Origin of the sequence: Acinetobacter sp. BHS4, assembly GCF_018454425.1 — a bacterium.
GTDB classification, from domain to species: Bacteria; Pseudomonadota; Gammaproteobacteria; order Pseudomonadales; family Moraxellaceae; genus Acinetobacter; species Acinetobacter pittii.
Genome location: NZ_CP075323.1, coordinates 3,281,745 through 3,306,610, shown reverse-complemented (window position 1 = coordinate 3,306,610; position 24,866 = coordinate 3,281,745). Strand labels below are relative to the sequence as shown.

At 37.9% G+C, this 24,866-nt stretch carries 20 protein-coding genes; 12 read left to right on the top strand and 8 right to left on the bottom strand.

The window, feature by feature from the left end:
- Position 1: 1 nt before the first annotated feature.
- From KIP84_RS15880 to leuS, 4 genes are all read right to left on the bottom strand, one after another.
- The gene (locus tag KIP84_RS15880; protein WP_213688889.1) at positions 2-1,342 is read right to left on the bottom strand and encodes a MacA family efflux pump subunit; all 1,341 of its coding nucleotides are present in this window, start codon (positions 1,340-1,342) and stop codon (positions 2-4) included.
- A 107-nt stretch (positions 1,343-1,449) separates the two neighbouring features.
- Positions 1,450-2,439, bottom strand: a complete 990-nt coding sequence (gene holA, locus KIP84_RS15875; RefSeq protein ID WP_017398822.1) for a DNA polymerase III subunit delta — start codon at positions 2,437-2,439, stop codon at positions 1,450-1,452.
- A gap of 18 nt (positions 2,440-2,457) precedes the next feature.
- A complete protein-coding gene (lptE, locus tag KIP84_RS15870; RefSeq protein WP_002115142.1) occupies positions 2,458-2,967 on the bottom strand; it encodes an LPS assembly lipoprotein LptE in 510 nt (169 codons plus the stop codon).
- Positions 2,968-2,994: 27 nt separating this feature from the next.
- Positions 2,995-5,619 carry a leucine--tRNA ligase gene (leuS, locus tag KIP84_RS15865; RefSeq protein WP_213688888.1) on the bottom strand — a complete coding sequence of 875 codons (2,625 nt, stop codon included), beginning with the start codon at positions 5,617-5,619 and terminating at the stop codon, positions 2,995-2,997.
- A gap of 534 nt (positions 5,620-6,153) precedes the next feature.
- Here leuS and KIP84_RS15860 point away from each other — a divergent pair.
- The 4 genes from KIP84_RS15860 (at position 6,154) to KIP84_RS15845 (ending at position 11,799) form a co-directional block, all read left to right on the top strand.
- Positions 6,154-7,878: an acetolactate synthase 3 large subunit gene (locus tag KIP84_RS15860; protein ID WP_213688887.1), complete on the top strand. Its 1,725-nt coding sequence runs from the start codon at positions 6,154-6,156 to the stop codon at positions 7,876-7,878.
- Positions 7,878-8,369, top strand: coding sequence for an acetolactate synthase small subunit (gene ilvN / locus KIP84_RS15855; protein WP_002114824.1), 492 nt, complete (start codon positions 7,878-7,880; stop codon positions 8,367-8,369). Before KIP84_RS15860 ends, ilvN begins: the two co-directional genes overlap by 1 nt.
- Before the next feature lie 32 nt (positions 8,370-8,401).
- Positions 8,402-9,418, top strand: a complete 1,017-nt coding sequence (ilvC, locus tag KIP84_RS15850) for a ketol-acid reductoisomerase (protein WP_002115094.1) — start codon at positions 8,402-8,404, stop codon at positions 9,416-9,418.
- Between the two features lie 326 nt (positions 9,419-9,744).
- Positions 9,745-11,799, top strand: a complete 2,055-nt coding sequence (locus tag KIP84_RS15845; protein WP_104074988.1) for an EAL domain-containing protein — start codon at positions 9,745-9,747, stop codon at positions 11,797-11,799.
- 407 nt (positions 11,800-12,206) lie between these two features.
- Here the strand turns inward: KIP84_RS15845 and KIP84_RS15840 are convergent, their stop codons facing one another.
- Positions 12,207-12,779, bottom strand: a complete 573-nt coding sequence (locus KIP84_RS15840) for a TetR/AcrR family transcriptional regulator (RefSeq protein ID WP_213688886.1) — start codon at positions 12,777-12,779, stop codon at positions 12,207-12,209.
- A 327-nt stretch (positions 12,780-13,106) separates the two neighbouring features.
- Between KIP84_RS15840 and KIP84_RS15835 the strand changes: the two genes are divergently transcribed.
- The 7 genes from KIP84_RS15835 to KIP84_RS15805 all read left to right on the top strand — a co-directional run bounded on the left by KIP84_RS15835 (position 13,107) and on the right by KIP84_RS15805 (position 22,535).
- Positions 13,107-13,970, top strand: a complete 864-nt coding sequence (locus KIP84_RS15835; protein ID WP_063098104.1) for a hypothetical protein — start codon at positions 13,107-13,109, stop codon at positions 13,968-13,970.
- Between the two features lie 222 nt (positions 13,971-14,192).
- Positions 14,193-15,785, top strand: coding sequence for a peptide chain release factor 3 (locus tag KIP84_RS15830; protein WP_005066204.1), 1,593 nt, complete (start codon positions 14,193-14,195; stop codon positions 15,783-15,785).
- 69 nt (positions 15,786-15,854) lie between these two features.
- Positions 15,855-16,697 carry a hypothetical protein gene (locus KIP84_RS15825; protein ID WP_213688885.1) on the top strand — a complete coding sequence of 281 codons (843 nt, stop codon included), beginning with the start codon at positions 15,855-15,857 and terminating at the stop codon, positions 16,695-16,697.
- Positions 16,698-16,787: 90 nt separating this feature from the next.
- Positions 16,788-17,729 carry an RsiV family protein gene (locus KIP84_RS15820; RefSeq protein WP_213689859.1) on the top strand — a complete coding sequence of 314 codons (942 nt, stop codon included), beginning with the start codon at positions 16,788-16,790 and terminating at the stop codon, positions 17,727-17,729.
- On the top strand, positions 17,729-18,541 hold the full coding sequence (locus KIP84_RS15815; RefSeq protein WP_213688884.1) for a TatD family hydrolase: 813 nt from the start codon (positions 17,729-17,731) through the stop codon (positions 18,539-18,541). Before KIP84_RS15820 ends, KIP84_RS15815 begins: the two co-directional genes overlap by 1 nt.
- A 124-nt stretch (positions 18,542-18,665) precedes the next feature.
- Positions 18,666-21,422, top strand: coding sequence for an aconitate hydratase AcnA (acnA, locus tag KIP84_RS15810; protein WP_213688883.1), 2,757 nt, complete (start codon positions 18,666-18,668; stop codon positions 21,420-21,422).
- 351 nt (positions 21,423-21,773) lie between these two features.
- Positions 21,774-22,535: a tRNA threonylcarbamoyladenosine dehydratase gene (locus tag KIP84_RS15805; RefSeq protein WP_213688882.1), complete on the top strand. Its 762-nt coding sequence runs from the start codon at positions 21,774-21,776 to the stop codon at positions 22,533-22,535.
- A 64-nt stretch (positions 22,536-22,599) separates the two neighbouring features.
- On the opposite strand, the gene KIP84_RS15800 is transcribed toward KIP84_RS15805, so the two are convergent.
- On the bottom strand, positions 22,600-22,722 hold the full coding sequence (locus tag KIP84_RS15800; RefSeq protein ID WP_080612973.1) for a hypothetical protein: 123 nt from the start codon (positions 22,720-22,722) through the stop codon (positions 22,600-22,602).
- 96 nt (positions 22,723-22,818) lie between these two features.
- Here KIP84_RS15800 and KIP84_RS15795 point away from each other — a divergent pair, with 96 nt between their 5' ends.
- Positions 22,819-23,718, top strand: a complete 900-nt coding sequence (locus KIP84_RS15795) for a LysR family transcriptional regulator (protein ID WP_213688881.1) — start codon at positions 22,819-22,821, stop codon at positions 23,716-23,718.
- A 10-nt stretch (positions 23,719-23,728) separates the two neighbouring features.
- On the opposite strand, the gene KIP84_RS15790 is transcribed toward KIP84_RS15795, so the two are convergent.
- The gene (locus KIP84_RS15790; RefSeq protein WP_080591746.1) at positions 23,729-24,124 is read right to left on the bottom strand and encodes a hypothetical protein; all 396 of its coding nucleotides are present in this window, start codon (positions 24,122-24,124) and stop codon (positions 23,729-23,731) included.
- Between the two features lie 178 nt (positions 24,125-24,302).
- Entirely contained in the window at positions 24,303-24,812 is a 510-nt protein-coding gene (locus KIP84_RS15785; RefSeq protein ID WP_002117310.1) for a hypothetical protein, read from the bottom strand.
- Positions 24,813-24,866: the final 54 nt, after the last annotated feature.

Here is a 24,866-nt window from a genome sequence, read left to right as displayed (position 1 = left end):
CTTACATTCCCATTGGGCCACTACGGCGACGGTTATTACTACTATTTGCTGATGCAGCTGAAGTATCTGCACTATCAGCAATGACAACTTGATCACCTTGTTTTAAGCCCGCAAGAACTTGCGCATTTACACGGTTGTTAATACCCACCAAAATTTGAGTTGGTTTAGTTGTGTCGTCAGCTTGTAATACACGTACAACACTTAACGTTAATTTACCTTGTTCAACCAGTTGTTTTTGTTCAGCAGTTAAATTTAAGCGTTCTAGACGAGCTCCGTTTCCTTGAGATTTTTTAGCTGCTTCAGGTGAAGAACTTGATTTATCAGATGCTTGGCCTGATTTTCTTTGACCTGAAAATTGTTTAGAACTCAGTGCTGATGATGGAACGAGCAGGGCATTTTTAGCTGAGTTTAATACGATATAAACTTGTGCAGTCATATCAATACGCAATTTACCATCGGTATTTGGCACATCGAATAAGGCATTGTAGTAAACAGCCGAACTGGTTGTTGAGCTTGTTGTACTTGTTGATTCGCTTGAAATTGAGTCAGGAGCAGGCTCAATTTGACGTAAAGTTGCGTAGCGCTTAGTTTCATCACCTAAGGTTGTAAAGTAAACCTGTTGTCCTTTTTCAACTTTCATAATGTCAGCTTCACTGACTTGCGCCTTAATCGTCATGTTTTGTAATTTTGCAATTTTGACAATTGTTGGCGCGCTTTGGTTTGCGTTTACAGTTTGACCTTCTTCAGTCACAATCGCGACAACCGTACCATCAGTTGGAGCAACAATACGTGTGTAACCAATATTGGTTTGTGCCGTAGATTTTGTGACTTTTGCAGATTCGATTTGTGCATCTAATGCTTTAATTTGCGCCTGAGCTGTTTTATAGCTTGCCTCAGCCGATTCTAAATCTGCACGAGGCGTTGCATCTTGCGCATACATTTGTTGCTGACGGCGGTATTCAAGTTGTTTTTCATTTAAAGAAGCAACTTGTTGAAGGCGCTGCGCTTCTAAATTTTTAATATTCGCATCAGAAGTTTTTAAACTATTTTCTTGGGTGGTTGAGTCAATTTGTGCGATAAGTTGACCTTGTTTGACTTGATCGCCCAACTGTACATACATCTTTTTGACCTGACCAGATACCTGTGCACCGACACTAATCAGTTTGGTTGCATCAAGTGTACCTGTTGCAAGGACATTATTTTCAATATCTCCGCGTGTTACCTCAGCTGTAATATATTGAGGCTGCTGCTCTTTAGGCTTTAAAAATTTCCAAGCTAATACAGCAATAATGGCTATACAGACGATGATAATAACAAGTTTGATTGGCTTTATTTTTGGCATGGCGAGAGGTCGAAAAGTCTAAAATTTAATTTAGTATAAAAGCGAAATGAGGATAAAACGTGAATTTTTATGATATTTCAGGAATGAAGAAAAATGATTCGGCCGAATTATTGTATAAATAGTGTTTTCCCACATAATTCAGCAATAGCCTGCTGCATTAAATGTTGGGCATTTTCATTCGACATTCCTTTAATTGCCGCATCAACTTGCAATAGAAGGGTAGACCAGCCTAAAAACTGTTGAGGATTTAATCTTCTTAAAGCTTGTTGATATAAACCAACCTTTGTTTTCCAGATACCAAGTTGTAATGCATTATGAGGCTGCTCAAATAATTGCATCAATAAACGCATTTCTTTACTTAAAGTCCATAAAATTAGACTTTCTGGTTCGCCAGCAGCAATTAAATATTGAAAAATTTTAATGGATTGAGCGAGATTACCTTCTAATAGCGCGTCGCTTAAATCGTAAGTGGTATAACGAGATTGATCTTGTAGACAAGCATACAACTGTTCAATTTGAATCAGTTGTTGGTCTGGAAAAGTATCTCTTACACGCATCAAGCTATTCTTAGCTGCGAGCAGATTATGCTCATGATGCTGCATGAGCCACTGCCATGCGTCATTATCGAGTTGAATTTCGAGTTTCTCTGCTTCGGCAGATAAAATTCTTTGGCGGTCTTGCGGATAGTTTGCCGTAAGGGCAACAACAACACCATTTGCTTCCACAACTTGGAAAAAAGCAGACTTTAAGCTACTACTATCTTGCTTAGGTAGAACAATTAAAAGCAGGTTAGTTTCATTATGCTGAATATAGCTTTTAAGTTGTTTTAGCCCATTTGCGTCAGGCTTTATATTGCCATGTACTTCAATGGCAAGCTGCTGAGAAAATAAAGATAAGCTGTTAAGAGCGTTAAAAACATTTTTCCAGTCGCTTACACTACTAATATCGTAGCGCTGTCTTTCAACTTCTTGTTGTTGCCAACTTTTACGAAAAGCATCTAATAAATTTTGTTCCAGCAAAGGTTCTTGGCCATGTAAAATCCACGCACCCCGTGCTTCCGGAATGCGTTTTAAGGCTTGTAAATAGTCAATTTTCATTGCTGGTAAAAATAAAGATTAAGGCTGAGCTTTTGGTAAACGATTTGCTGAAATCTGACGAGTAATTTGCTGTGCAATGTCATCGATCACAATACGTTGCAAATAAGATTCTTGCTGATTTTCGGTGTTAACCGTTGCAAGATCATATTGGTAACTACGAGATGCAGTTAATGAACGTGGTTCAGTAATTTTATTACCCTGACGGTCTTCAATCTGGAAGGTTACGGTTAAGCGTAATAATACTTCCGTTAGTTTTCCATTTAAAAGCTGACGACGTGGTGTGTACTCTAAAACACGGAGTACGTAGGCATCATTATCATTGCTGAATTGAACACCATTTGCAGCTAAATAAACTTTTAACTGGGTTTCTAAATCATCAGTTTTAGCTGGTAACTCAAGGCTTAATTTTTTATAAACAAGCGGAGTTGCAGTCGGGTTGGTTCCTTTTAAATGAAATCCACACCCGACTAAGCCTGCACTAAGGCCTAAGGTCAAAACAACAGCGGCTAAACGTTTGGCAAAGTGCATGCTTGATCCTCTCATTAATAACTTTAATTAAACCACGAGGTTAACTAATTTATTTGGAACCACAATTTCTTTCTTTGTTGGTCCTGTTAAGAATTGTTGAACTTCTGGAAGAGCTTTAGCTTGAGCTAATAGATCTTCTTTAGAAATATCAACCGAAACTTCAAGTTTACCGCGAAGTTTACCGTTAACCTGTACAACAATCGTTTGTGTATTACGAGTTAATGCAGAAGCATCGACTTCAGGGAATGTTGCTTCTGTTACATCTGTACCAAACTGAGCCAATAATGTTTGACTTAAATGTGGTGCAAATGGAGCAAGTAAAGTTAACAGTGTGGTGATCGCTTCACGTTCTACAGCAACGTCGTTGTCATCTTTTGCTTCAAACTTGTTGCTCGCATTTAACAACTCCATCAAAGCAGCAATCGCAGTATTGAATGCATGACGACGTTCGATATCATCACTTACTTTTTGAATAGTTTCGTGAGTTTTACGACGTAAATCTTGAGCATCTTTAGACAAGTTAGCAGCATCAATCGTAGAAGCTTGGTTGCCCTTTTCAAGGAAGCTTGCTACAAGGCGCCATACACGTTTCAAGAAACGGTTTGCACCTTCAACACCTGCATCAGACCATTCTAAAGATTGATCTGGTGGAGCAGCGAACATCATAAATACACGTGCTGTGTCTGCGCCGTATTGATCAATAATCGCTTGTGGGTCGATACCGTTGTTTTTCGACTTAGACATTTTTTCTTGTCCGCCGATCACAACTTCTTGACCATCACCTGAATATTTTGCAGAAAGAATGCGACCTTTTTCATCGCGTTCTAATTCGATATCAGCAGGGTTAAACCAAGTTTTCTTACCATTTTCTGCTTCACGATAGAATGTATCAGCAAGCACCATGCCTTGAGTTAACAAGTTGGTAAATGGCTCATTACCTTGTACGACACCTTCATCACGCATTAATTTGTGGAAGAAACGTGCATAAAGTAAGTGAAGAATCGCGTGTTCAACACCACCAATGTATTGGTTTACAGGAAGCCAGTTTTGAGCTGCTTCAGGTTTAACCATGCCGCCAGTAAAGTCTGGAGATGCGTAGCGTGCGTAGTACCAAGATGACTCAACGAAAGTATCCAAGGTATCTGTTTCACGACGTGCATCACCACCACAACAAGGACATTTAGTTTCATAGAATTCAGGCATTTTATTAAGCGGGTTACCTGAACCATCTGGAACAACGTCAGTTGGTAATACAACCGGAAGTTGGTCTTCTGGAACTGTGACTTGACCACAAGTATCACAGTTAATCATTGGAATTGGACAACCCCAGTAACGTTGACGAGAAATACCCCAGTCACGTAAACGGAATTGAACTTTAGAATTTGCTAAACCTTGTGGTTCTAATTTTGCAAGGAATGCATCGAACGCAGCTTGGAATTCCAAACCGTCAAACTCGCCAGAGTTAACAAGTTTACCTTCTTTAGAACCGTACCATTCTTGCCACTCAGTTGCAGAGTAGTCTGCATCGTCAGCGCCTTTGGCATCAATCACTTGTTTAATTGACAAGTTAAACTTGTTAGCAAATTCAAAATCACGTTCGTCATGTGCCGGTACAGCCATTACTGCGCCAGAACCATAAGACATTAATACGTAGTTTGCGATCCAGACAGGAAGCTCTTCACCAGTTACAGGATGTTTTACAAACAAACCTGTCGCCATGCCTTTTTTCTCGGCTGTTGCCAAGTCCGCTTCTGCAACTGAACCCATGCGGCACTCTTCAATAAATGCAGCCAATTCAGGATTGTTTTCAGCAGCTTTAAGCGCAAGAGGGTGTTCTGCTGCAACGGCAACATATGTCACGCCCATAAGCGTGTCAGCACGTGTTGTATAAACAGTTAAGCCGTCAGCATAAACTTCAGTATTGGCAGATGGGAAAGTAATTTCCATGCCTGTAGATCGACCGATCCAGTTACGCTGCATGGTCAACACTTGTTGAGGCCAGCCGTCTTGTAGAGTGTCTAGGTCGTCTAATAATTCTTGTGCATAGTCAGTAATACGGAAGTAGTACATTGGAATATCGCGTTTTTCAACCAATGCACCAGAACGCCATCCGCGACCATTTTCAACTTGTTCGTTTGCTAAAACAGTTTGGTCAACTGGATCCCAGTTTACTGTTGAAAGTTTACGGTAGATCAGGCCTTTTTTATAAAGCTGAACAAATAACCATTGTTCCCAGTGATAGTACTCTGGTGTACAAGTTGCAAATTCACGATCCCAATCTACAGATAGACCTAATTTTTTTAATTGGTCACGCATGTACGCAATGTTTTCAAATGTCCATTTTGCCGGAGCAACTTTATGGGCAATTGCTGCGTTTTCTGCAGGTAAACCGAATGCATCCCAACCCATAGGTTGTAATACAGTTTCACCTTTTAAACGATAGAAACGGCTAATCACATCGCCAATTGTATAGTTACGCACATGCCCCATATGCAGCTTGCCGCTTGGGTAAGGAAACATTGACAGGATGTAACGATGTTTACCTTCGACAGTGTCGGCAACTTTAAAGACTTTACGATTTTCCCAATCTTGTTGAACTGATGGTTCAATCGTGTTTGCTTGATATTCGGGGTCAATGTGAGAAATAGTCATAGACGTAAGCTATACAACAAAAATTGATATTAAAGATTGTTGCACAGCATAGCGCAAAATCGACAAAAATGCAGTTTTGGGATGGATTTATTTTCCGTTAAAAATTAAACAAGAATAAACCTGAAAAAAGCGGGGAAATCATAAAAAAAGAAAAGTGGAAAAATCAAATAAGATGAAAAAATAGTCAGTTAAAAAATAATCATAGAAAAGTGTTTCTTTAATCTTGACTTTAGTGAATTAAACAACAAAAATGCTTCCTTTAGTTTTATATGCGATTATTTGATCACCCTTCGAATAACCGTCATGTTTTGTAATAGACATTCTCTCTAGCCGAGAGATTGATTTTACTTAAAGTATGTATATCCAGACATGCTTTATTAATGTTAAAAAAGCTTATACGGCTGAAAAACAGAAATTTTTCTATTGCAACGAAAACTAGACAATATGTGTGCTATAACAGTGCAGACAATTCAATGAATGAAACACTATTTGTGCCTTCCATAAATAGTGATAAAGATTTTAGGGTGAATCACGTTGGAACTTTTATCTGGTGGTGAAATGCTCGTTCGTGCTCTTGCGGACGAAGGCGTTGAACATGTTTTTGGTTATCCAGGCGGCGCTGTATTACATATTTATGATGCGCTATTTCAACAAGACAAAATCAATCATTACCTCGTACGTCATGAACAAGCTGCTGGTCATATGGCAGATGCTTACTCACGTGCTACAGGTAAGACTGGCGTAGTACTGGTCACTTCTGGACCTGGCGCAACTAATACTGTGACTCCAATTGCAACAGCTTATATGGACTCAATCCCGATGGTGATTTTGTCTGGCCAGGTTGCATCACATCTTATTGGTGAAGACGCTTTCCAAGAAACTGATATGGTGGGTATTTCACGTCCTATCGTGAAACACAGCTTCCAAGTTCGTCATGCAAGCGAAATTCCTGCAATTATCAAAAAAGCATTTTATATCGCAGCAAGTGGTCGCCCTGGTCCAGTTGTCGTCGATATTCCTAAAGATGCGACAAATCCTGCAGAAAAATTTGCGTACGAATATCCTGAAAAAGTGAAGATGCGTTCTTATCAGCCACCTTCACGTGGTCATTCTGGCCAAATTCGTAAAGCAATTGATGAGCTTTTAAGTGCAAAACGCCCTGTAATTTATACGGGTGGTGGTGTTGTTCAAGGTAATGCATCGGCATTATTGACTGAACTCGCGCATTTACTAGGTTATCCGGTGACTAACACACTTATGGGCCTTGGTGGCTTCCCTGGTGATGATCCACAATTCGTGGGCATGTTAGGCATGCACGGTACTTATGAAGCAAATATGGCGATGCATAATGCTGACGTCATTCTTGCAATTGGTGCGCGTTTTGATGACCGAGTAACCAATAACCCAGCAAAATTCTGTGTGAATGCTAAAGTTATTCATATTGATATTGATCCGGCGAGCATTTCAAAAACAATTATGGCGCACATTCCAATTGTAGGGGCAGTTGAGCCTGTACTTCAGGAAATGTTGACGCAATTGAAACAATTAAATGTGTCTAAGCCAAACCCTAAAGCAATTGCTGCGTGGTGGGATCAAATTAATGAATGGCGTAAAGTTCATGGCTTAAAGTTTGAAACCCCGACCGATGGCACAATGAAGCCACAGCAAGTTGTTGAAGCTTTATATAAAGTCACTAACGGTGACGCCATCATTACTTCAGATGTGGGCCAACACCAAATGTTTGGTGCGTTGTATTACAAATACAAACGTCCACGTCAATGGATTAACTCAGGCGGATTGGGCACCATGGGCGTAGGTTTACCTTATGCAATGGCTGCGAAGCTCGCTTTCCCAGATCAACAAGTTGTTTGTATTACTGGTGAAGCTTCAATTCAAATGTGTATTCAAGAGCTTTCAACGTGTAAGCAATATGGCATGAATGTGAAGATCTTGTGCTTGAATAACCGTGCTTTAGGTATGGTGAAGCAGTGGCAAGATATGAACTATGAGGGCCGTCACTCAAGCTCATACGTTGAATCATTGCCTGATTTTGGCAAGTTAATGGAAGCTTATGGTCACGTTGGTATCCAGATTGATCATGCTGATGAACTAGAGTCGAAGCTTGCTGAAGCAATGGCGATTAATGATAAATGTGTATTCATTAATGTCATGGTTGATCGCACGGAACATGTTTATCCAATGCTGATCGCAGGTCAGTCTATGAAGGATATGTGGTTAGGTAAAGGGGAGCGTACATAATGAGACATATTATTTCTGTACTCGTTGAAAACGAAGCTGGTGCGCTTTCTCGCCTTGTTGGTTTATTTAGCCAACGTGGATATAACATTGAAACACTGAATGTTGCGCCAACCGAAGACCCAACTTTGTCACGCTTAACATTAACAACTTATGGTGATGACCATAAGATTGAACAGATTACAAAGCAGCTCAATAAACTTGTTGAAGTTGTAAAAGTAGTTGATTTATCAGAAGGTTCACACATTGAGCGTGAACTGATGCTGATTAAAGTAAAAGCGTTAGGTGCTTCACGTGCTGAAATTAAGCGAACGGCGGATATTTTCCGTGCGCAGATTGTAGACGTGACACCAACTACCTATACCATTCAAATAGCAGGGACAACTGAAAAATTAGATGGTTTTATCGATGCGCTTGCAGAAAACACTATTCTAGAAGTCGTTCGTTCAGGTGTATCTGGTATCGCCCGTGGCGAAAAAGTATTAGCCATTTAATTTTTTAAAAAGTATTTTAGCGGAGAACACAAATGCAAATTTTTTACGATAAAGACTGTGACTTATCAATCATCCAAGGCAAGAAAGTAGCGATTATTGGTTACGGTTCTCAAGGTCATGCTCATGCACTTAACCTTAAAGACTCAGGCGTAGACGTAACTGTAGGTTTACGTGCAGATTCAGCTTCTTGGAAGAAAGCTGAAAACGCAGGTCTTAAAGTTGCAGAAGTTCCTGCTGCTGTTAAGCAAGCTGACCTCGTAATGATTTTGACTCCAGATGAATTCCAATCACAACTTTACCGTGACGTGATTGAGCCAAACATCAAAGAAGGCGCGACTCTTGCATTTGCTCATGGTTTCTCTGTTCTTTACAACCAAGTTGTTCCACGTAAAGATTTAGACGTAATCATGGTTGCTCCAAAAGCACCAGGTCACACTGTACGTTCAGAGTTCCAACGTGGTTCAGGTGTTCCTGACCTAATTGCAATCCACCAAGATGCTTCTGGTAATGCACGTAACGTTGCTCTTTCTTACGCTTCTGGCGTAGGTGGCGGCCGTACAGGTATTATCGAAACTTCATTCCGTGAAGAAACTGAAACTGACTTATTCGGTGAGCAAGCAGTTCTTTGTGGTGGTGCGGTTGAATTAGTGAAAATGGGCTTCGAAACTTTAGTTGAAGCTGGTTATGCACCAGAAATGGCTTACTTCGAATGTTTACACGAACTTAAATTGATCGTTGACTTAATGTTCGAGGGTGGTATTGCTGACATGAACTACTCAGTATCTAACAATGCTGAGTACGGCGAATATGTAACTGGTGTTGAAGTAATCAACGAACAATCTCGTGAAGCAATGCGTAATGCATTGAAACGTATTCAATCTGGTGAGTACGCTAAGATGTTCATTCAAGAAGGTGCGTTAAACTACCCATCTATGACTGCTCGTCGTCGTCAAAATGCTGCACATGGTATTGAAGTAACTGGTAATAAGTTGCGTGCAATGATGCCATGGATTCAAGCAAACAAAATCGTAGACAAAGAAAAGAACTAATTTTCTTTATCTAACGTTTTAAAAGAACCCTGCTTTAAGCAGGGTTCTTTATTTATACTATTTTATTTGAATATGAAAATTGCGATTAGGTCAACTTGATTAGATTAAATAAATTCTATATTTTTCATATAATTGGCTGCTTAATTTTTATTTACTTTATTGATTTATAAAGTAAAAAATACTTGACCAAAAGATAGATAATGTTATTGTTTATAACTGACTGAATAAGTCAAATTTACTAAAATTTCTTTAACATGTTTAATTGTATTTTGGGCAATGAGTTGAACAAAATAAAAAAAAGTATTGAATAATCATGGAAGTCCAATATGGGTCATGTTGATTACGATAGCACATTGATCGTCGGCTCTTTTATTGCAGCTGGCTTCATTTGTTATATTGTAATTTCCATGGAGCAGCTAATATTCAAGCAAGTCTATAAGAAATTTGAGTCCTTAATTTTATTTATTAATGGATTGCTACTCGCCTTAGCAATTAACATCGTCCATATTGTTGGTATACAAGCTTATCATCTGTTTGATGCAGCTCACTCTAATATTCCTTTAATTGCAATATCTTATGCTATTAGTGCATTGTTATCTTGCATTGCGATGTGGTTGACTTCGCGTTTTACGCTCCCTTTATTTAGACTCATTTTGAGCTCGATTATTATGGGAATCGGAATTTCAGCTTCATATTACATTAGCATGTTGGGCTGGAATATTAATGTTTATAAAAAAGATTACACTTCGTTTTTACTCTTATTTTCTGTATTAATTGCAATGAGTGGTTCAGGGCTAGCATTTTTATTAGCCTATAAATTAAAAGACACGGAACGATATCGCTTAACTTTAAAAATCGCATTTTCGGCTATGATGACCTTAAGTATTATGGGGATGCACTACACAGCGCTTATTGCAACAAATATTACTGATAAATTTGTTAGCCAATATCAGGCTGAGCATGACTTATTATTATTTACAATTATTCTAGTCACCTGTTTGGTACTCGTAGCAAGTTTTATTGTTGCAATGTTAGAGCAACGTCTTACTCAACAGAATTTAGAGCTGCGTAAGGCAAATAAAGAATTAGCTAACCTATCTATACAAGACAATTTAACCAAATTACCTAACCGCCTTTATTTAGTGGATTATGCTGAAGTATTACTTTCAGATCATCGATACAAAGACCAGAAAATTGCTTTCTTATACATTGATTTAGATCGATTTAAATCGGTGAATGATGCATTTGGACATCATGTGGGTGATCAATTACTTATTCAGATGGCGAACCGCTTACATTGGCAACTCAATGAGAAGTGTAAACTGCTTAGAATTGGCGGTGATGAGTTTTTACTTATTGCCGAAAATACAAATGCCGATGAAGCAGTTATTTTGGCTGAGAAAGTTTTACAGCTGATTCAAGAGAGTTATCAGATTTCTGGTAAAGAAATTAATATTTCTGCAAGCTTAGGAGTGGCACTATTTCCTGAGCACGGACAAAATGTTCAGGACTTACTCATGAACGCTGATGCCGCGATGCTCATGTCTAAAGAACAAGGCCGAAATACTTACACCATCTTTAGTTATTCAACCCATCAACAAGAAACGAGAAGTCAGTCAAAACTGATCAATGATCTTTATAAGGCTGTAGAAGAAAAGCAGTTCATCCTATATTACCAACCAAAATTTAATACGAATCTTGAGGTCTGTGGCGTTGAAGCATTAATCCGTTGGAATCATCCAGCTTTAGGAATACTCACACCGCATATGTTCATAGAAGGTGCAGAAAAAACGGGTTTGATCATTCCCATGGGATATTGGGCACTTGAGCAAGCTTGCCTGCAAATTCAAGAGTGGGAACGCAGTAACACCCCATTTTATCCAGTCGCAGTAAACCTATCTGCACTACAGTTCGAAAATAAAAAATTATTTAGTACACTCGAAGCATTATTGAAAAAATATCAAATTCAACCTCATCACTTAATTGTTGAGATTACTGAATCAACTGCAATGCGACATATTGATTTGAGTATTCGAGCTTGTGAACGACTACGTGATATGGGTATTCGAGTTGCAATTGATGATTTTGGAACCGGTCATTCGAGTTTCTTGTATTTAAAAGATTTACCTGTTGATGAACTTAAAATTGATCGTGGTTTTATTGTAGATTTAAAACCGGGGTCAAAAGAAGAAGTCATTTTAGAAAGTATTATTCATTTGGCCAAAAAGTTAGGTTTAACCGTAACGGCGGAAGGGGTAGAGACTCAGCAGCAAGTTGAGATTTTAACCCGTTTAGGTTGTCAGCAATTTCAGGGTTACTTATTAGGAATGCCTGTTCACGTCGATCAACTGATTGAATCTCAAGGCGCTCACTTCGCTTAATCTTTCCTATATCGATCTTAAAGATTATTTTTTAAATTTTTTATTTAAAGAATGATTAATTAACATAAAATTAATTCAGAAAAAATATATATTATTATTCATAATTAATATGAGAAATTTAGACATAAGTATAAAAAATTACGAATAATAATTTATAAATATATACTGTTAGTATAAAGTAATACTAATAAATTCATTGCTTAGAATGTAAATTTAAATTTTTAAAATTGATTAATATAATTTATTGTTAAGTTTGTATAATAAATTATTATTTTTTATAAAATGTAGTTATTTAAATTTTTAAATGTTTTAAGAGGTAGAAATCGTGGTGGAGTTTGATTTATGCTCCACCGAATTAAAATATTGTTTATTTTTGTTAAAATGTAGAGTTCTAGCTGATTTATAGGTTATGCAGTTTCGAACTCTTGAACTGCTTCGAATTTAATAATCTTTTTAATATAAGACCATGTTTTTTTGGAGTTAATTTGTGATTTATTTATTGTGCCATCAATAATAATGCCATCAATAATGTTAAGAAAAAGACTAGTAAGTGTATGAGTGTCTTTGATTTCTAATTCTAGAAATATTGTGAAAACCAATTTGTAAATCCACTCTCGATATTTATTCACTTGATCTTTAAGAGAGGGATACAATTGCATGACCTCAATGGTTGCTTTTTTAAATAAACAACCATTGAAATCATCTGTATTGATCCAGTCAATATACCAGTTAAAAATACTTTTAAGTTTAATTAATGGCTCATCAATATTGCTAACTATTTGAAATAAAGAGGCTTTGACTTCTAGGTTTCTTTGGCGAAGACATTCTTCAATTAAATTTTCTTTAGAAGAAAAGTACTTATAAAAAGTCATTTTTGCAACGCCTGATTCAGCAATAATACAGTCAACTCCAATAGAGGTATAGCTTTTCTGATTAAAGAGGGAGGTGGCTGTTGTTATAATATTTTCTCTTTTTGACATCGGTTTTCCTGTCACAAATATTTTTGATTAACTTTGCTATTGTAAAGTATGAAAGCTTAAAGAAATTTTCTCTAATCATATTTAAAAAATTATATTTATTCAATATCTTGATTTGTAGTTAAAAATAAAAACAAATATTTCTAATTGGCAATATTTTACTTTTTTTAAAATTATTAATTAATTCGTTGATTTGTTGAGTTAACAAACATAATATAAAATTGTTAAGTTTTGGTTTGTGTAATTTATTTTAGCAATTGAATGCAAAATTTAAATAAAAATAAGGCCTATAACTTAACTATAAGAACAAACTTTTTACTGAGAATGATTATGTCAAAAAAATTTGAAGACTTTAATAATCCAAGAGAAAAAGCATTGCAAGGGATGAGAAATAGTATTCCTACAAAACAATGGGAAGAAAATTTAAAATTTCTCGAACAGTTAAGAAGTAAAATTGCGGAATTACCCGTTTCTAAACATCCTGCAATTGAGGTATTAAATAATGGGTATCTCGATAAGGCGAGTTTAATTCATATTCATTTAGAATATCGTCATGCGATTGTACAAATTTTTACTGATGCTTTATTAAAGGCTCAATTTTTAACAAAACAATTGGAACCTAAACTCCACTCTGGTGCGAAGATGTATCCACGGGTATTATTAAGTTTAAATATACTTGATGAGTTTGGTTTCCGTCCTGGTTTAGGTAAAGATAATTATTATCTAGGGAATCCTGAATATGCTCACTATCCATTATATGAAGATTTACTTAATGATTATGGTTTAACAGAGCTTGATCGTCGTAACTTTAAACCATCAAAAATTTCAGATCAGGTTAGATCATTTTTAGAATCTTCTTATGATAGTTATATTAATGTCGTGGCATTATTGGCTGTTGCAGAAGAAGAAGTCATTCTTTTTAGTCCTCCATTACGTCAAGCAACCAAATTCGTAAATATTGATGTTGAAGGTGGGGGTTACTACCATGTACATGGTGTATCTACGGATGAAACATCTGAGGCTGCTGATGACGATCATGAAGATGACTTGTGGTTTGCATTAGCACAAGCAATTACAAAAGATGATTATGAAAGCTTAACCAAACTATGTATTGATTACTGTGCTTTATGGAATGAGTTCTGGGATGCACAAATTGCAGATGTTCAATTCATTGAAGAAAAGAAATTGGCGTAAAGATTCTATTAAGTCTTAATCAAGCCCCATCTATAAAAAGGTGGGCTTTTTTAATTGTAAAATTTCTAAGAAGTTAAACTACATACTCAAAAAAGCTTATGAGTAACTCATGGCTTATCAACAATCATTAAACAGTTCTATAAATCTGCTACAATTACGCCAATTTTTATTTTGATCGACTTTAGGTCTTTGGCACTGCAATCTCCGCAGTAGGTGTATTTCATGAGTTTTAAAGATGAGTTAGCGGCACAGGTTGCTCAACGCCGCACATTTGCCATCATTTCCCACCCCGATGCCGGTAAAACCACCATGACAGAGAAATTACTGTTATGGGGTAAAGCAATTCAGGTTGCAGGGATGGTAAAAAGCCGTAAATCTGACCGCGCAGCTACATCTGACTGGATGGAAATGGAAAAAGAGCGTGGAATTTCCATTACTACTTCTGTTATGCAGTTTCCTTATAAAGGTCACACCATTAACTTACTTGATACACCGGGACATGAAGATTTCTCTGAAGATACTTATCGTACCCTAACGGCGGTTGACTCTGCTTTAATGGTGATTGATGGTGCAAAAGGTGTTGAAGAACGTACCATCAAATTGATGGAAGTTTGTCGTATGCGTGACACTCCGATCATTTCATTTGTAAACAAGATGGACCGTGAGATTCGTGAACCACTTGAGTTGCTGGATGAAATTGAGAACGTCCTCAATATTCGCTGTGTACCAATTACATGGCCATTAGGGATGGGACGTGATTTTGCTGGTGTATACAACATTCTTGAAAACAAATTGTATGTCTATAAAGCAGGCTTTGGTTCAACTATTACAGATATTGAAGTACGCGATGGTTATGACCATGCAGATATCCGTGAAAAAGTAGGTGAGCTGGCTTGGGCGTCTTTTGAAGAGTCACTTGAGCTTGTACAAATGGCGAACGAACCTTTAGACCGCGAATTGTTTTTACAAGGTAAACAAACTCCAGTTCTATTTGGTACAGCATTAGGTAACTTTGGTGTTGACCACGTGTTAGACGCATTTATGAATTGGGCACCAGAACCTAAAGCGCATCCAACACAAGAGCGTGTTGTCGATGCGAAAGAAGAAGGTTTTTCTGGTTTCGTCTTTAAAATTCAAGCCAACATGGATCCGAAACACCGTGACCGTATTGCCTTTATGCGTATTTGCTCAGGTAAATACGAGAAAGGTTTGAAAATGAATCATGTACGTATTGGTAAAGATGTTCGTATTAGTGATGCATTGACATTCCTTGCAGGTGAGCGTGAACATCTAGAAGAAGCATGGCCAGGTGATATTATTGGTTTGCATAACCATGGCACAATTCAAATTGGTGATACTTTCACAAGTGGTGAAAATCTACATTTCACAGGTATTCCTCACTTCGCACCAGAGATGTTCCGTCGTGTGCGTTTGAAAGATCCATTAAAGTCAAAACAATTGCAAAAAGGTTTGAAAGAGTTGTCTGAAGAAGGCGCAACTCAGGTATTTATGCCACAAATTAGCAATGACTTGATTGTGGGCGCAGTTGGTGTGCTTCAGTTTGATGTGGTTGCTTACCGTCTGAAAGAAGAATATAAAGTTGACTGTGTGTATGAGCCTGTAAGTGTTAATACGGTTCGTTGGATTCATTGTGATGATGACAAGATTCTCAATGAATTTAAGAAAAAAGCACATGATCAGCTTTCTATTGATGGTGGCGGTCACTTAACTTATCTTGCACCAAGTCGTGTGAACTTGCAGATTATGCAAGAGCGTTGGCCTGATATTCAGTTCCGTAACACACGTGAACACTAATCTTTAAGATTTGACAGACAGCTTCGAACAGAAGCTGTTTTGTTTTGAAAAATAAGAAAGGATGATGAAATGAATTTGAATAGAAAGACAGTTATTGCACTTTTAGTTGCAGTAATCATATTACTTTTGGCTATTTGCCTTTTTGTCTGGAAAAGTTTTCAACCTTCATCATCTTCTCAAATGAAATCAGCATCTACCCAAAATCAAAATATAGAGAAAGCTGAAGTACTCCCATTTCTAAACTTGCAACAAGTAAAAGCTGATTATGCTTTACCATTTTGTGAGAAGAAAAATTGTATTGATGTCGATATTCAAACAATAAAGACTCAAGATGCATGGCTAAATGAATGGATCGCCAAAAGTCAGGCTAAAGTGATCCAAGACCAAATTGATTTGAAAAAAGACTTAAGTTTGCAGCAAGCCATTAATGCTTATGTTAAAAAGTCTGATGAATGGCAAGATAAATATTCAAAGAATCGGGCTTATGAATTGCATCTTCATACTCGTATTGCATCGCAGCGTAACCAATATGTTTTATTGCAATTAGGACTCGATACCAAGCAGGAAGAGCTCACGATTAAAGACCGTTATTACTTTTTTGTGGCCGACCGCAAACTGCATAAGAGCTTAACTTTGTTAGATGTTTTGAAAAAAGATCAACAAACTACTGTGCATCAAATGGTGCAGGTGGCTTATCAAGACTGGTTAAAAAAGCAGACTGCTGACATAAAGAAAGAAGCACCAAAAACTTTATATTGGGGACAGGCAGATTGGTTCTTTGATGGTGAGGGGGTTGGCTTACATTATCAGGCAAACCAGATTACTAAAAAAGCTCCACAGCTCGATATTTATTTATCTAAAGAACAGACCAAAAAAATATTACAACCCGAGGTTTATGAACAAATGTTTTAAGATGGTAGCAGAATTTGCAACCTCAATTTATATGCGCTAATTTCTTAGAAAGGCATAGCGTAATCTCCTTAGAATAAAAGGCAAAATATGATGTTATCTTCTAAAGCTTCACTGCGATTAACTTTGCTTGCTTCTGCTATATTTTTGGCAGCATGCCAACCTAAAGCTGATCCTAAGGATTCTCAAGAGCAGCAGAAATCAACTGTTCAAGAACAAAAGCCAGTAGAGTTGACTTTGAAGGGTGAAACAATTCTTAGTAAGGTGGTTTTACCTGATTGTGATGGTAAAACTTGTCCAGAATTCACAGTTGAACGTTTACAAAGTAATTTTCCTTTTATTGACAAAATTATAGATCAACAAATCTTAAGTACATTAAATCAAATTTTAGAAATTGCTGAACCTGATGCTAAGAGTACGCAAACGGAACAAAAGTCAGAAGCTTCAGCGGTAGCGGGTGCAGAGCAAAAAAATAGCTTTGATGCACAGGTGCAACGGTATGCAAATTCATTTATTGATCTAGATAATGAATTGAAAGCTTTAAGTAGTAATCATCAGATTAATCTTTTAGTTAAACCTAAGATTTTGCAGGCTCAAGGTAAAGTTGTAACTGTAGTGCTTAACAGTAGTAGTTATTTAGGTGGGGCTCATGGCTCTGCTGCACAGCATTATTATAATTTTGATTTAAAAGAGCAAAAGCAAATTAAGCTTGAAGATTTATTACGTCCTCAGCAAAAAGCAGCTTTAGAGAAGTTAGCCCATGACGCCTTTAAGACATGGGTGACGGACTCTAAATTAGCTGATAATGTTGCTGACTATGAACAAGCATGGCCATTTAAATTATCTAATAACTTCTTGTTGGGTGAGCAAGGTTTAATCCTTCAATACGGTGAGTATGAAATTGGCCCATACGTGGTTGGACTCCCTCGATTAGTCATTCCTTATGACCAATTGCAAGATGTATTGAAAGAAGAATATTTGCCACAGCCTAAAGCCAAACCAGCTTCGGCACCAGTTGCAAAAAGTGCTGGCTAATGCATTTGTTTGATACCCATACCCATTTCGATGTTGCCGATTTTGATGAAGATCGGCAGCAATTAGCACTCGAGGCTAAAAAAGTGGGTGTAGATGCTTTGGTTTTAATTGGCTTTCTACAGTCACGTTTTGATGAGTTGGTGCAGATTCATCATCAGTTAAAAAGTTGGGAAAATGTGCCTACTTCTTATTTAGCACCAGGCTTACACCCATTTTATATTGAGGAGCATCAACCAGAGCATTTGACTCATCTTGAACATATCTTGCAGCAACATGACTGCGTGGCTATAGGTGAAATTGGCTTAGATACTTTCTTGAAAGAACATAAGCAGCCAGATGTATATGCGAAACAAAAACAATATTTTGTAGATCAGTTAGAGCTGGCAACGCAATATCAAAAACCAGTGTTACTCCACATTCGAAAAGCGCATGGTGATGTGCTTGCTATATTAAAAGCTCAAAAATTTAAATTAGGTGGAATTGCTCATGCCTTTAGTGGTGGAGTAGAAGAGGCAAAGGGTCTTATTAAGCTTGGTTTTAAAATTGGTGTGACGGGGCAGATCACCAACCCGAATGCGAAAAAACTTCATACGGTTGTGCAGGCTATAGGTGCAGAGCACTTGGTGATTGAAACAGATTGTCCAGATATGACACCGCTTTGCTGTCAAACCTCAACAGAACAGCGGACTCGTAATACCCCTGTCAATTTGCCTTACGTTCTACAAAGTTTGGCTGAGAATTTAAATATGCCAGAGCCGGATTTGGCTGAGTTGCTGTGGAAAAACTCTCTCACTACATTGAAATTATCGTAATAAAAATCAAAGATTAAAAATATTAACTAAAACAAAACACAGCGATTAAAAAAGAAGCTTAAAGTAAGAAAACAACATGTAAAAACGTGAAAAATAACATTGCCAGACGTGGGAGGATAACCCAATGGCTAAGTATAGCAATATCAATAGTTTTAATGCTTTACAGACGCTAACAGTAGGTTCCAGCAATTATCAGATTTTTAGCTTAGCCCAAGCAGAGAAAACGCTAGGGGATATTGCCAAACTGCCGAAAGCTTTAAAAGTATTATTGGAAAACTTATTACGGTTTGAAGATCAGCATAGCGTTAAAACGGAACACATCCATGCTTTAGCAGAATGGCTAAAAAACCGCACCTCAGATCAAGAAATTCAATATCGACCTGCAAGGGTTTTAATGCAAGATTTTACGGGTGTGCCTGCAGTGGTTGATTTAGCTGCAATGCGAGCAGCGATGGCGCAAGCGGGTGGTGACCCTGAAAAAATTAATCCATTATCTCCTGTAGACTTAGTCATTGACCACTCTGTCATGGTTGATTATTTTGCCGATGATCAGGCGTTTGAAGAAAACGTACAAATCGAGATGCAGCGTAATGGTGAGCGATATCAATTTTTACGTTGGGGACAGTCTGCATTTAATAACTTTAGTGTAGTGCCACCGGGTACGGGGATTTGCCATCAGGTCAATTTAGAATATTTGGCTCAAGCGGTGTGGCTAGGTGAAGATAATGGACAAACCTTTGCTTTCCCTGACACCTTAGTGGGTACAGACTCACATACCACCATGATTAATGGTTTAGGTGTTTTAGGTTGGGGTGTGGGCGGAATTGAGGCCGAAGCGGCTATGTTGGGCCAACCGATTTCGATGCTTATTCCTGAGGTCATTGGCTTTAAACTCACAGGAAAATTACCAGAAGGGATTACGGCAACTGATTTGGTGCTGACCATTACTCAAATGCTTCGTCAGAAAGGGGTAGTGGGTAAATTTGTAGAGTTCTATGGAGATGGTTTAGCCGATTTACCACTGGCTGACCGAGCGACCATTGCCAACATGGCACCAGAGTATGGTGCGACTTGTGGTTTCTTCCCGATTGATGAAGTGACTTTGGGTTATTTGAAATTAACTGGCCGTCAAAGTGATCGTATTGAACTAGTCGAAGCGTATAGCAAAGCGCAAGGTTTATGGCGTAATGCGGGTGATGAACCTGTTTTCACCGATACTTTAAGCCTTGATATGAGTACGGTTCAGGCAAGTCTAGCAGGACCAAAACGTCCACAAGATCGAGTGCTTTTATCAGAGGTGCCGAAAACCTTTAATGCCCTTATGGAGTTAACTTTAAAACCAGCCAAAGAAGCTAAAGAGCGTTTAGAAAATGAAGGCGGTGGCGGCACTGCTGTCGAGGCAAAAAAAGCAAATATCCAACATGAAAGTCCTTCTTGCGTGATTGAAGGAAAAACTTATCCATTAAATCATGGTGATGTTGTTATTTCTGCAATTACCTCATGTACTAATACTTCTAACCCAAGTGTAATGCTGGCAGCAGGCCTGCTTGCAAAAAAAGCAATTGAAAAAGGTTTGCAGCGTAAACCGTGGGTGAAGAGCTCTCTTGCACCAGGTTCTAAAGTCGTGACTGACTATTTGCTGGCTGCTGGGCTTACGCCGTATTTAGATGAGTTGGGCTATAACTTGGTAGGATATGGTTGTACGACTTGTATTGGTAACTCAGGTCCACTACCTGAGCCAGTGGAAGATGCAATTCAATGCCATGACTTGAATGTTGCCTCTGTACTTTCTGGTAACCGTAATTTTGAAGGACGCGTACATCCATTAGTTAAAACAAACTGGCTTGCTTCGCCACCTTTGGTAGTGGCATATGGTTTAGTTGGTAATATTCGTACCGATTTGACTACGCAACCTATTGGGCAAGGTAAAGATGGACAACCTGTCTATTTAAAAGATATCTGGCCAAGTCAGGCAGAAATTGATGCTGTCTTACAGAAAGTAAATACAGAGATGTTCCATAAAGAATATGCTGCGGTGTTTGATGGTGATGAAAGCTGGCAATCCATTCAGATTCCGAAAAGTAAAACTTATGAATGGGCAGATGATTCGACTTATATCCGCCATCCGCCGTTCTTTGAAGGTATTGGTGAGCCACCCAAACCAATTAAAAATATTGAACAGGCACGTATTTTGGCAGTGCTTGGTGACTCGGTAACAACTGACCATATTTCACCAGCAGGTAATATCAAAAAAGACAGCCCAGCAGGTCGATACTTACAAGAGCAAGGTGTTGAGCCAAAAGACTTTAACTCCTATGGTTCTCGACGTGGTAATCATGAGGTTATGATGCGAGGCACCTTTGCCAACATTCGTATTAAGAACGAAATGCTTGGTGGTGAAGAGGGTGGTAATACCATTCATGTGCCAAGTGGTGAAAAGCTCGCTATTTATGATGCAGCAATGCGTTACCAACAAGAACATACACCGCTTGTGATTATTGCTGGTAAAGAATACGGAACGGGTTCTTCACGTGACTGGGCTGCCAAAGGAACGAACTTGTTAGGTGTAAAAGCTGTCATTGCTGAAAGTTTTGAGCGTATTCACCGTTCAAACTTGGTAGGTATGGGAGTGTTGCCATTACAGTTTATTGATGGACAAACTCGACAATCTCTCAACTTAACTGGTCATGAGGTGATATCAATTCGAGGTTTGTCTGATGGCGTTCAGCCTCATCAAATTCTTGAAGTTGATGTAAAAGGGCCGAATGGAGTCGCCAGCCACTTTAATGTATTGTGCCGAATTGATACGTTAAATGAAGTTGAGTACTTTAAGGCGGGTGGTATTTTGCATTATGTACTGCGGAATTTGATTGCTTCATAAATCCATAAACTTAGCATGGTCTTATAATGAATGTGTATGAGCTCATATTGGATTTATAGGCTTATCTTTACTTTTTAAGGATAATGAGCTGTGACTAAAACAGCGCAAGGCAAAAATCCTTTGTCGGGCTGACGGTATGTCCTTATACCGCAGCCCAACTGAGCGGCATCCATGCCGCCTGCCACACTAGTAATCAATAGTTTAAATCTTAAGCCGTATAATTTGATTAATAATCATAAGACTTGTCGTGAGTTTAAATATTACAGTCTCAAGTTTTCTTTGATCTAAAATACACTTTCTTCTGAAAAGCAGTAAAATACTCTCCGTGTTTTATATCCCCAAAGAGTAGCAATGACCGATCTCCAACAAGATGAATATGACCGCCGTTTTGCAGGTGTAACCAAAGTTTATGGTGATTCATCGTTCCAGCACTATGAAAAAAGTCATGTGATGGTGATTGGTATTGGTGGGGTCGGTAGTTGGGCGGTAGAAGCTTTAGCGCGTACAGGTATTGGTGAGATTACACTAGTAGATATGGATGTGGTTGCAGCATCAAATGTGAATCGTCAGTTACCTGCAATGACATCAACTCTGGGTTGTGAAAAAGTTGAGATTATGGCGGAACGTTGTCGCCAAATTAACCCACGTATTAAAGTTAATATTATTGATGACTTCTTAACGCCTGAAAATGTCACAGAGCTTTTAAACCCTGTACCAGACATTGTTTTGGACTGTATTGATGATGTTAAAGCAAAACTGGCTTTAATGCTTCATTGTCGTTTTAATAAAATTCCTTTAATTGTGTCGGGCGGAGCAGGTGGTAAGCTCGATCCACTTAAAATCCGCGTAGCTGATTTATCAAAAACAGAACAAGATCCGATGTTAGCGAAGCTACGTAGTCAACTTCGTGCTCGCGGCATCTGTAAAAAGCCAAAAGAGAAATTTGGTATTACCTGTATTTACTCAATCGATAATCCATTTTCTAGTGCAGATGTTTGCCCATCGGCGGGATTACGTTGTGGTGGCTATGGGTCAGCGGTAGTGGTGACTTCAAGCTTTGCTATGATTGCTGTGGCTGAAGTTTTGAAAAAGCTTGATTTAAAGAAAGCCTAATTTAAATATTGAAAAGGCATGTGCTTATGTAAGTGCATGCCTTTTTATTTTTGAGAGAAACTATTTAATCATACAGCTCTATGTTGTCTTGTTTGGGCTGTGTGGGTAACTGCTGATCATAAAATTTAAAGCACCATAAAATTAGAACAACAACGGTGAAAATGACAAACCCTTTTAAATACTTCATGAATAATTCAATCAATTGAATGGTCTTGATAAAATTCTAGCGAAGGCTATCTATCTAATCTAATATAGAAAATAGACCTAATAATCTAATTTTGAGATGGTTATGCTCACATTAAAACAATTTCAATATTTTATAAAAATTGTTGAAGAAGGGAGTTTTACTGCTGCTTCAGAGAAACTATTCATTGCTCAGTCTGCTTTAAGTCGACAAATGAAGCTTTTAGAGGAAGAAATTGATTTTCAGTTATTTGATCGTACTGATAAGAAAGTAAAACTCACGGCGGCAGGAGAGGTCTTCTATAAAAAAATTAAAGATAATATGCATTATTTAAATGAGATCATTGGAGTTTCTAAGAATATTGCAGAAGGAAAAAATCGTCAGATTAAAATTGCTCATTCGAGCAGTATTATTATGGATGATAAAAAGATCCAGATATTAAAAGAAATTAGCTTAACGCAAGAAATAAATTTTGAGATAAATACCTTGTCATCTGAGCATCAGATTTTGGCTTTACTGAATGGGGAAATTGATATTGGTTTGATTAGACCACCAGTTCTGCATACCCTTGAAGAAATAACGACCTTGAAACTATATGAGCAGCCATTATTTGCAGCTGTTTATATTGATCACCCTAAATTTAAAGAAACACAAAGTATCCAAATAAAAGATTTAAAAGATGAATATTTTGTTTCGACTCCACATCCTAAACGGGGAGGTTTGAGTTATTTAGTCTCAAACTTGTGTATAGGGGCTGGCTTCTGGCCTAAAGCAGCGACGATCCAATCACGTAAGCTAAACCAATTACAGTTAGTTGCTGCAAATTTGGGTATTAGCATTGTTCCCCAAGAGTTTGAGCAAATATTACCCCAAAATGTAAAGTTGATTCCTCTAGAAAATAAGAATCTTTTATCTGAAGTGGTTTTAGCTTACAGAACTAACCAGAGTGATCTGATTCAACCTTATGTTGAGCAGATCTACCATCTGCTGGAAGTGTGAGCTGAAATAATTATTGTGGCCCAATATGTTCACTAATAGAAAATGTATATTCCGTATCACCTTCTAATTGACGTTCCTGAGATAGGATGTCCATTTTGGGGCGCTTAAGTTGGTAAAATTCCAAATTGATACAACCACTATTGTTAATCTCATAGCGAATATAGTAACGATCTGGCTCTAGAAAAAATGTTGCCTCTTCAAATGAGTGCAAAGATAGAATTTTCTTCTTGTCGTGATAAATCACAGAAGGACAGTCTAATATTCCATTTAAATATTGTTTTCTTATCACATGGATTCGAGCTTGAGGAGTCGTCCCTTTTAATAAATATTGAGGTTGGTAAATCCGTTTTTCGGGTACTTTTTTAAAAACCTCTATAATGTTTGTATCAGAGGCAGCATAAGTCATGCTAAACGATGTCAGTAAGTAAAAGCTCAGCAGTATTCTTTTCATAAAGTTCCATCATTATTTTTGATAATTACAATATGAAAATAAAGCAAAAAAGAAGCCAAGCTGGGTTTAAAACACTCGTTTGATCAGTTGTTTGAAACAATTAAAGCAATTGAACATCTAGTTCTTAGGTAGATTACCCTAATCTGTAATAAGTATAAGTTACGCTGTCATCTTTATAGACGTCATAGCTATTTTGTTTGAAGTCAGAGACCCATTCACTTCCAGTATATCCTGCGATGTGTCCATAAACGTGGTTGCGGGTTCTGTGAATGATGTAAATGTCACCTTCTTGAGGTTCGTCGAAGGCTGGATCAATTTGTTTATAGCCAATCTTTTTGAGGGTATCGCCCCAATCTGAAGCTGCGATTGGGTGGTTTTCAACATTAGCACCAGCAGATTCGAGTGCAAGACGGATACTACGTGCGCATCTAGCTTTACTGCGTCTAGAAGTAACGCTTTCTAATTTTTCTACAAACTTTTCTACATCGATGGGTGGGTTGGTTGAAGTTTGAGTTTGATGATTATTGGGTTTCATGGTGAAAGGATAAGGGAGGCTTGGTGTGCTGTGCGATACAACAATGGCTGCCTGATTTGAATCCTGATACATGTAATTATCAGCTACTTGTCCGTCATAAATAATCATCGTGAAATCTCTACCGTGCTACCCATATCCATATTAAAAAAATCACCACCTACT

Bases quoted from the DNA above. Each gene is read 5' to 3' on its own strand.
- KIP84_RS15880 (WP_213688889.1), bottom strand. From the start codon at position 1,342: ATGCCAAAAATAAAGCCAATCAAACTTGTTATTATCATCGTCTGTATA.
- holA (WP_017398822.1), bottom strand. From the start codon at position 2,439: ATGAAAATTGACTATTTACAAGCCTTAAAACGCATTCCGGAAGCACGG.
- lptE (WP_002115142.1), bottom strand. From the start codon at position 2,967: ATGCACTTTGCCAAACGTTTAGCCGCTGTTGTTTTGACCTTAGGCCTT.
- leuS (WP_213688888.1), bottom strand. From the start codon at position 5,619: ATGACTATTTCTCACATTGACCCCGAATATCAAGCAAACACGATTGAA.
- ilvN (WP_002114824.1), top strand. From the start codon at position 7,878: ATGAGACATATTATTTCTGTACTCGTTGAAAACGAAGCTGGTGCGCTT.
- ilvC (WP_002115094.1), top strand. From the start codon at position 8,402: ATGCAAATTTTTTACGATAAAGACTGTGACTTATCAATCATCCAAGGC.
- KIP84_RS15845 (WP_104074988.1), top strand. From the start codon at position 9,745: ATGGGTCATGTTGATTACGATAGCACATTGATCGTCGGCTCTTTTATT.
- KIP84_RS15840 (WP_213688886.1), bottom strand. From the start codon at position 12,779: ATGTCAAAAAGAGAAAATATTATAACAACAGCCACCTCCCTCTTTAAT.
- KIP84_RS15835 (WP_063098104.1), top strand. From the start codon at position 13,107: ATGTCAAAAAAATTTGAAGACTTTAATAATCCAAGAGAAAAAGCATTG.
- KIP84_RS15830 (WP_005066204.1), top strand. From the start codon at position 14,193: ATGAGTTTTAAAGATGAGTTAGCGGCACAGGTTGCTCAACGCCGCACA.
- KIP84_RS15825 (WP_213688885.1), top strand. From the start codon at position 15,855: ATGAATTTGAATAGAAAGACAGTTATTGCACTTTTAGTTGCAGTAATC.
- KIP84_RS15820 (WP_213689859.1), top strand. From the start codon at position 16,788: ATGTTATCTTCTAAAGCTTCACTGCGATTAACTTTGCTTGCTTCTGCT.
- KIP84_RS15815 (WP_213688884.1), top strand. From the start codon at position 17,729: ATGCATTTGTTTGATACCCATACCCATTTCGATGTTGCCGATTTTGAT.
- acnA (WP_213688883.1), top strand. From the start codon at position 18,666: ATGGCTAAGTATAGCAATATCAATAGTTTTAATGCTTTACAGACGCTA.
- KIP84_RS15805 (WP_213688882.1), top strand. From the start codon at position 21,774: ATGACCGATCTCCAACAAGATGAATATGACCGCCGTTTTGCAGGTGTA.
- KIP84_RS15800 (WP_080612973.1), bottom strand. From the start codon at position 22,722: ATGAAGTATTTAAAAGGGTTTGTCATTTTCACCGTTGTTGTTCTAATT.
- KIP84_RS15795 (WP_213688881.1), top strand. From the start codon at position 22,819: ATGGTTATGCTCACATTAAAACAATTTCAATATTTTATAAAAATTGTT.
- KIP84_RS15790 (WP_080591746.1), bottom strand. From the start codon at position 24,124: ATGACTTATGCTGCCTCTGATACAAACATTATAGAGGTTTTTAAAAAA.
- KIP84_RS15785 (WP_002117310.1), bottom strand. From the start codon at position 24,812: ATGATTATTTATGACGGACAAGTAGCTGATAATTACATGTATCAGGAT.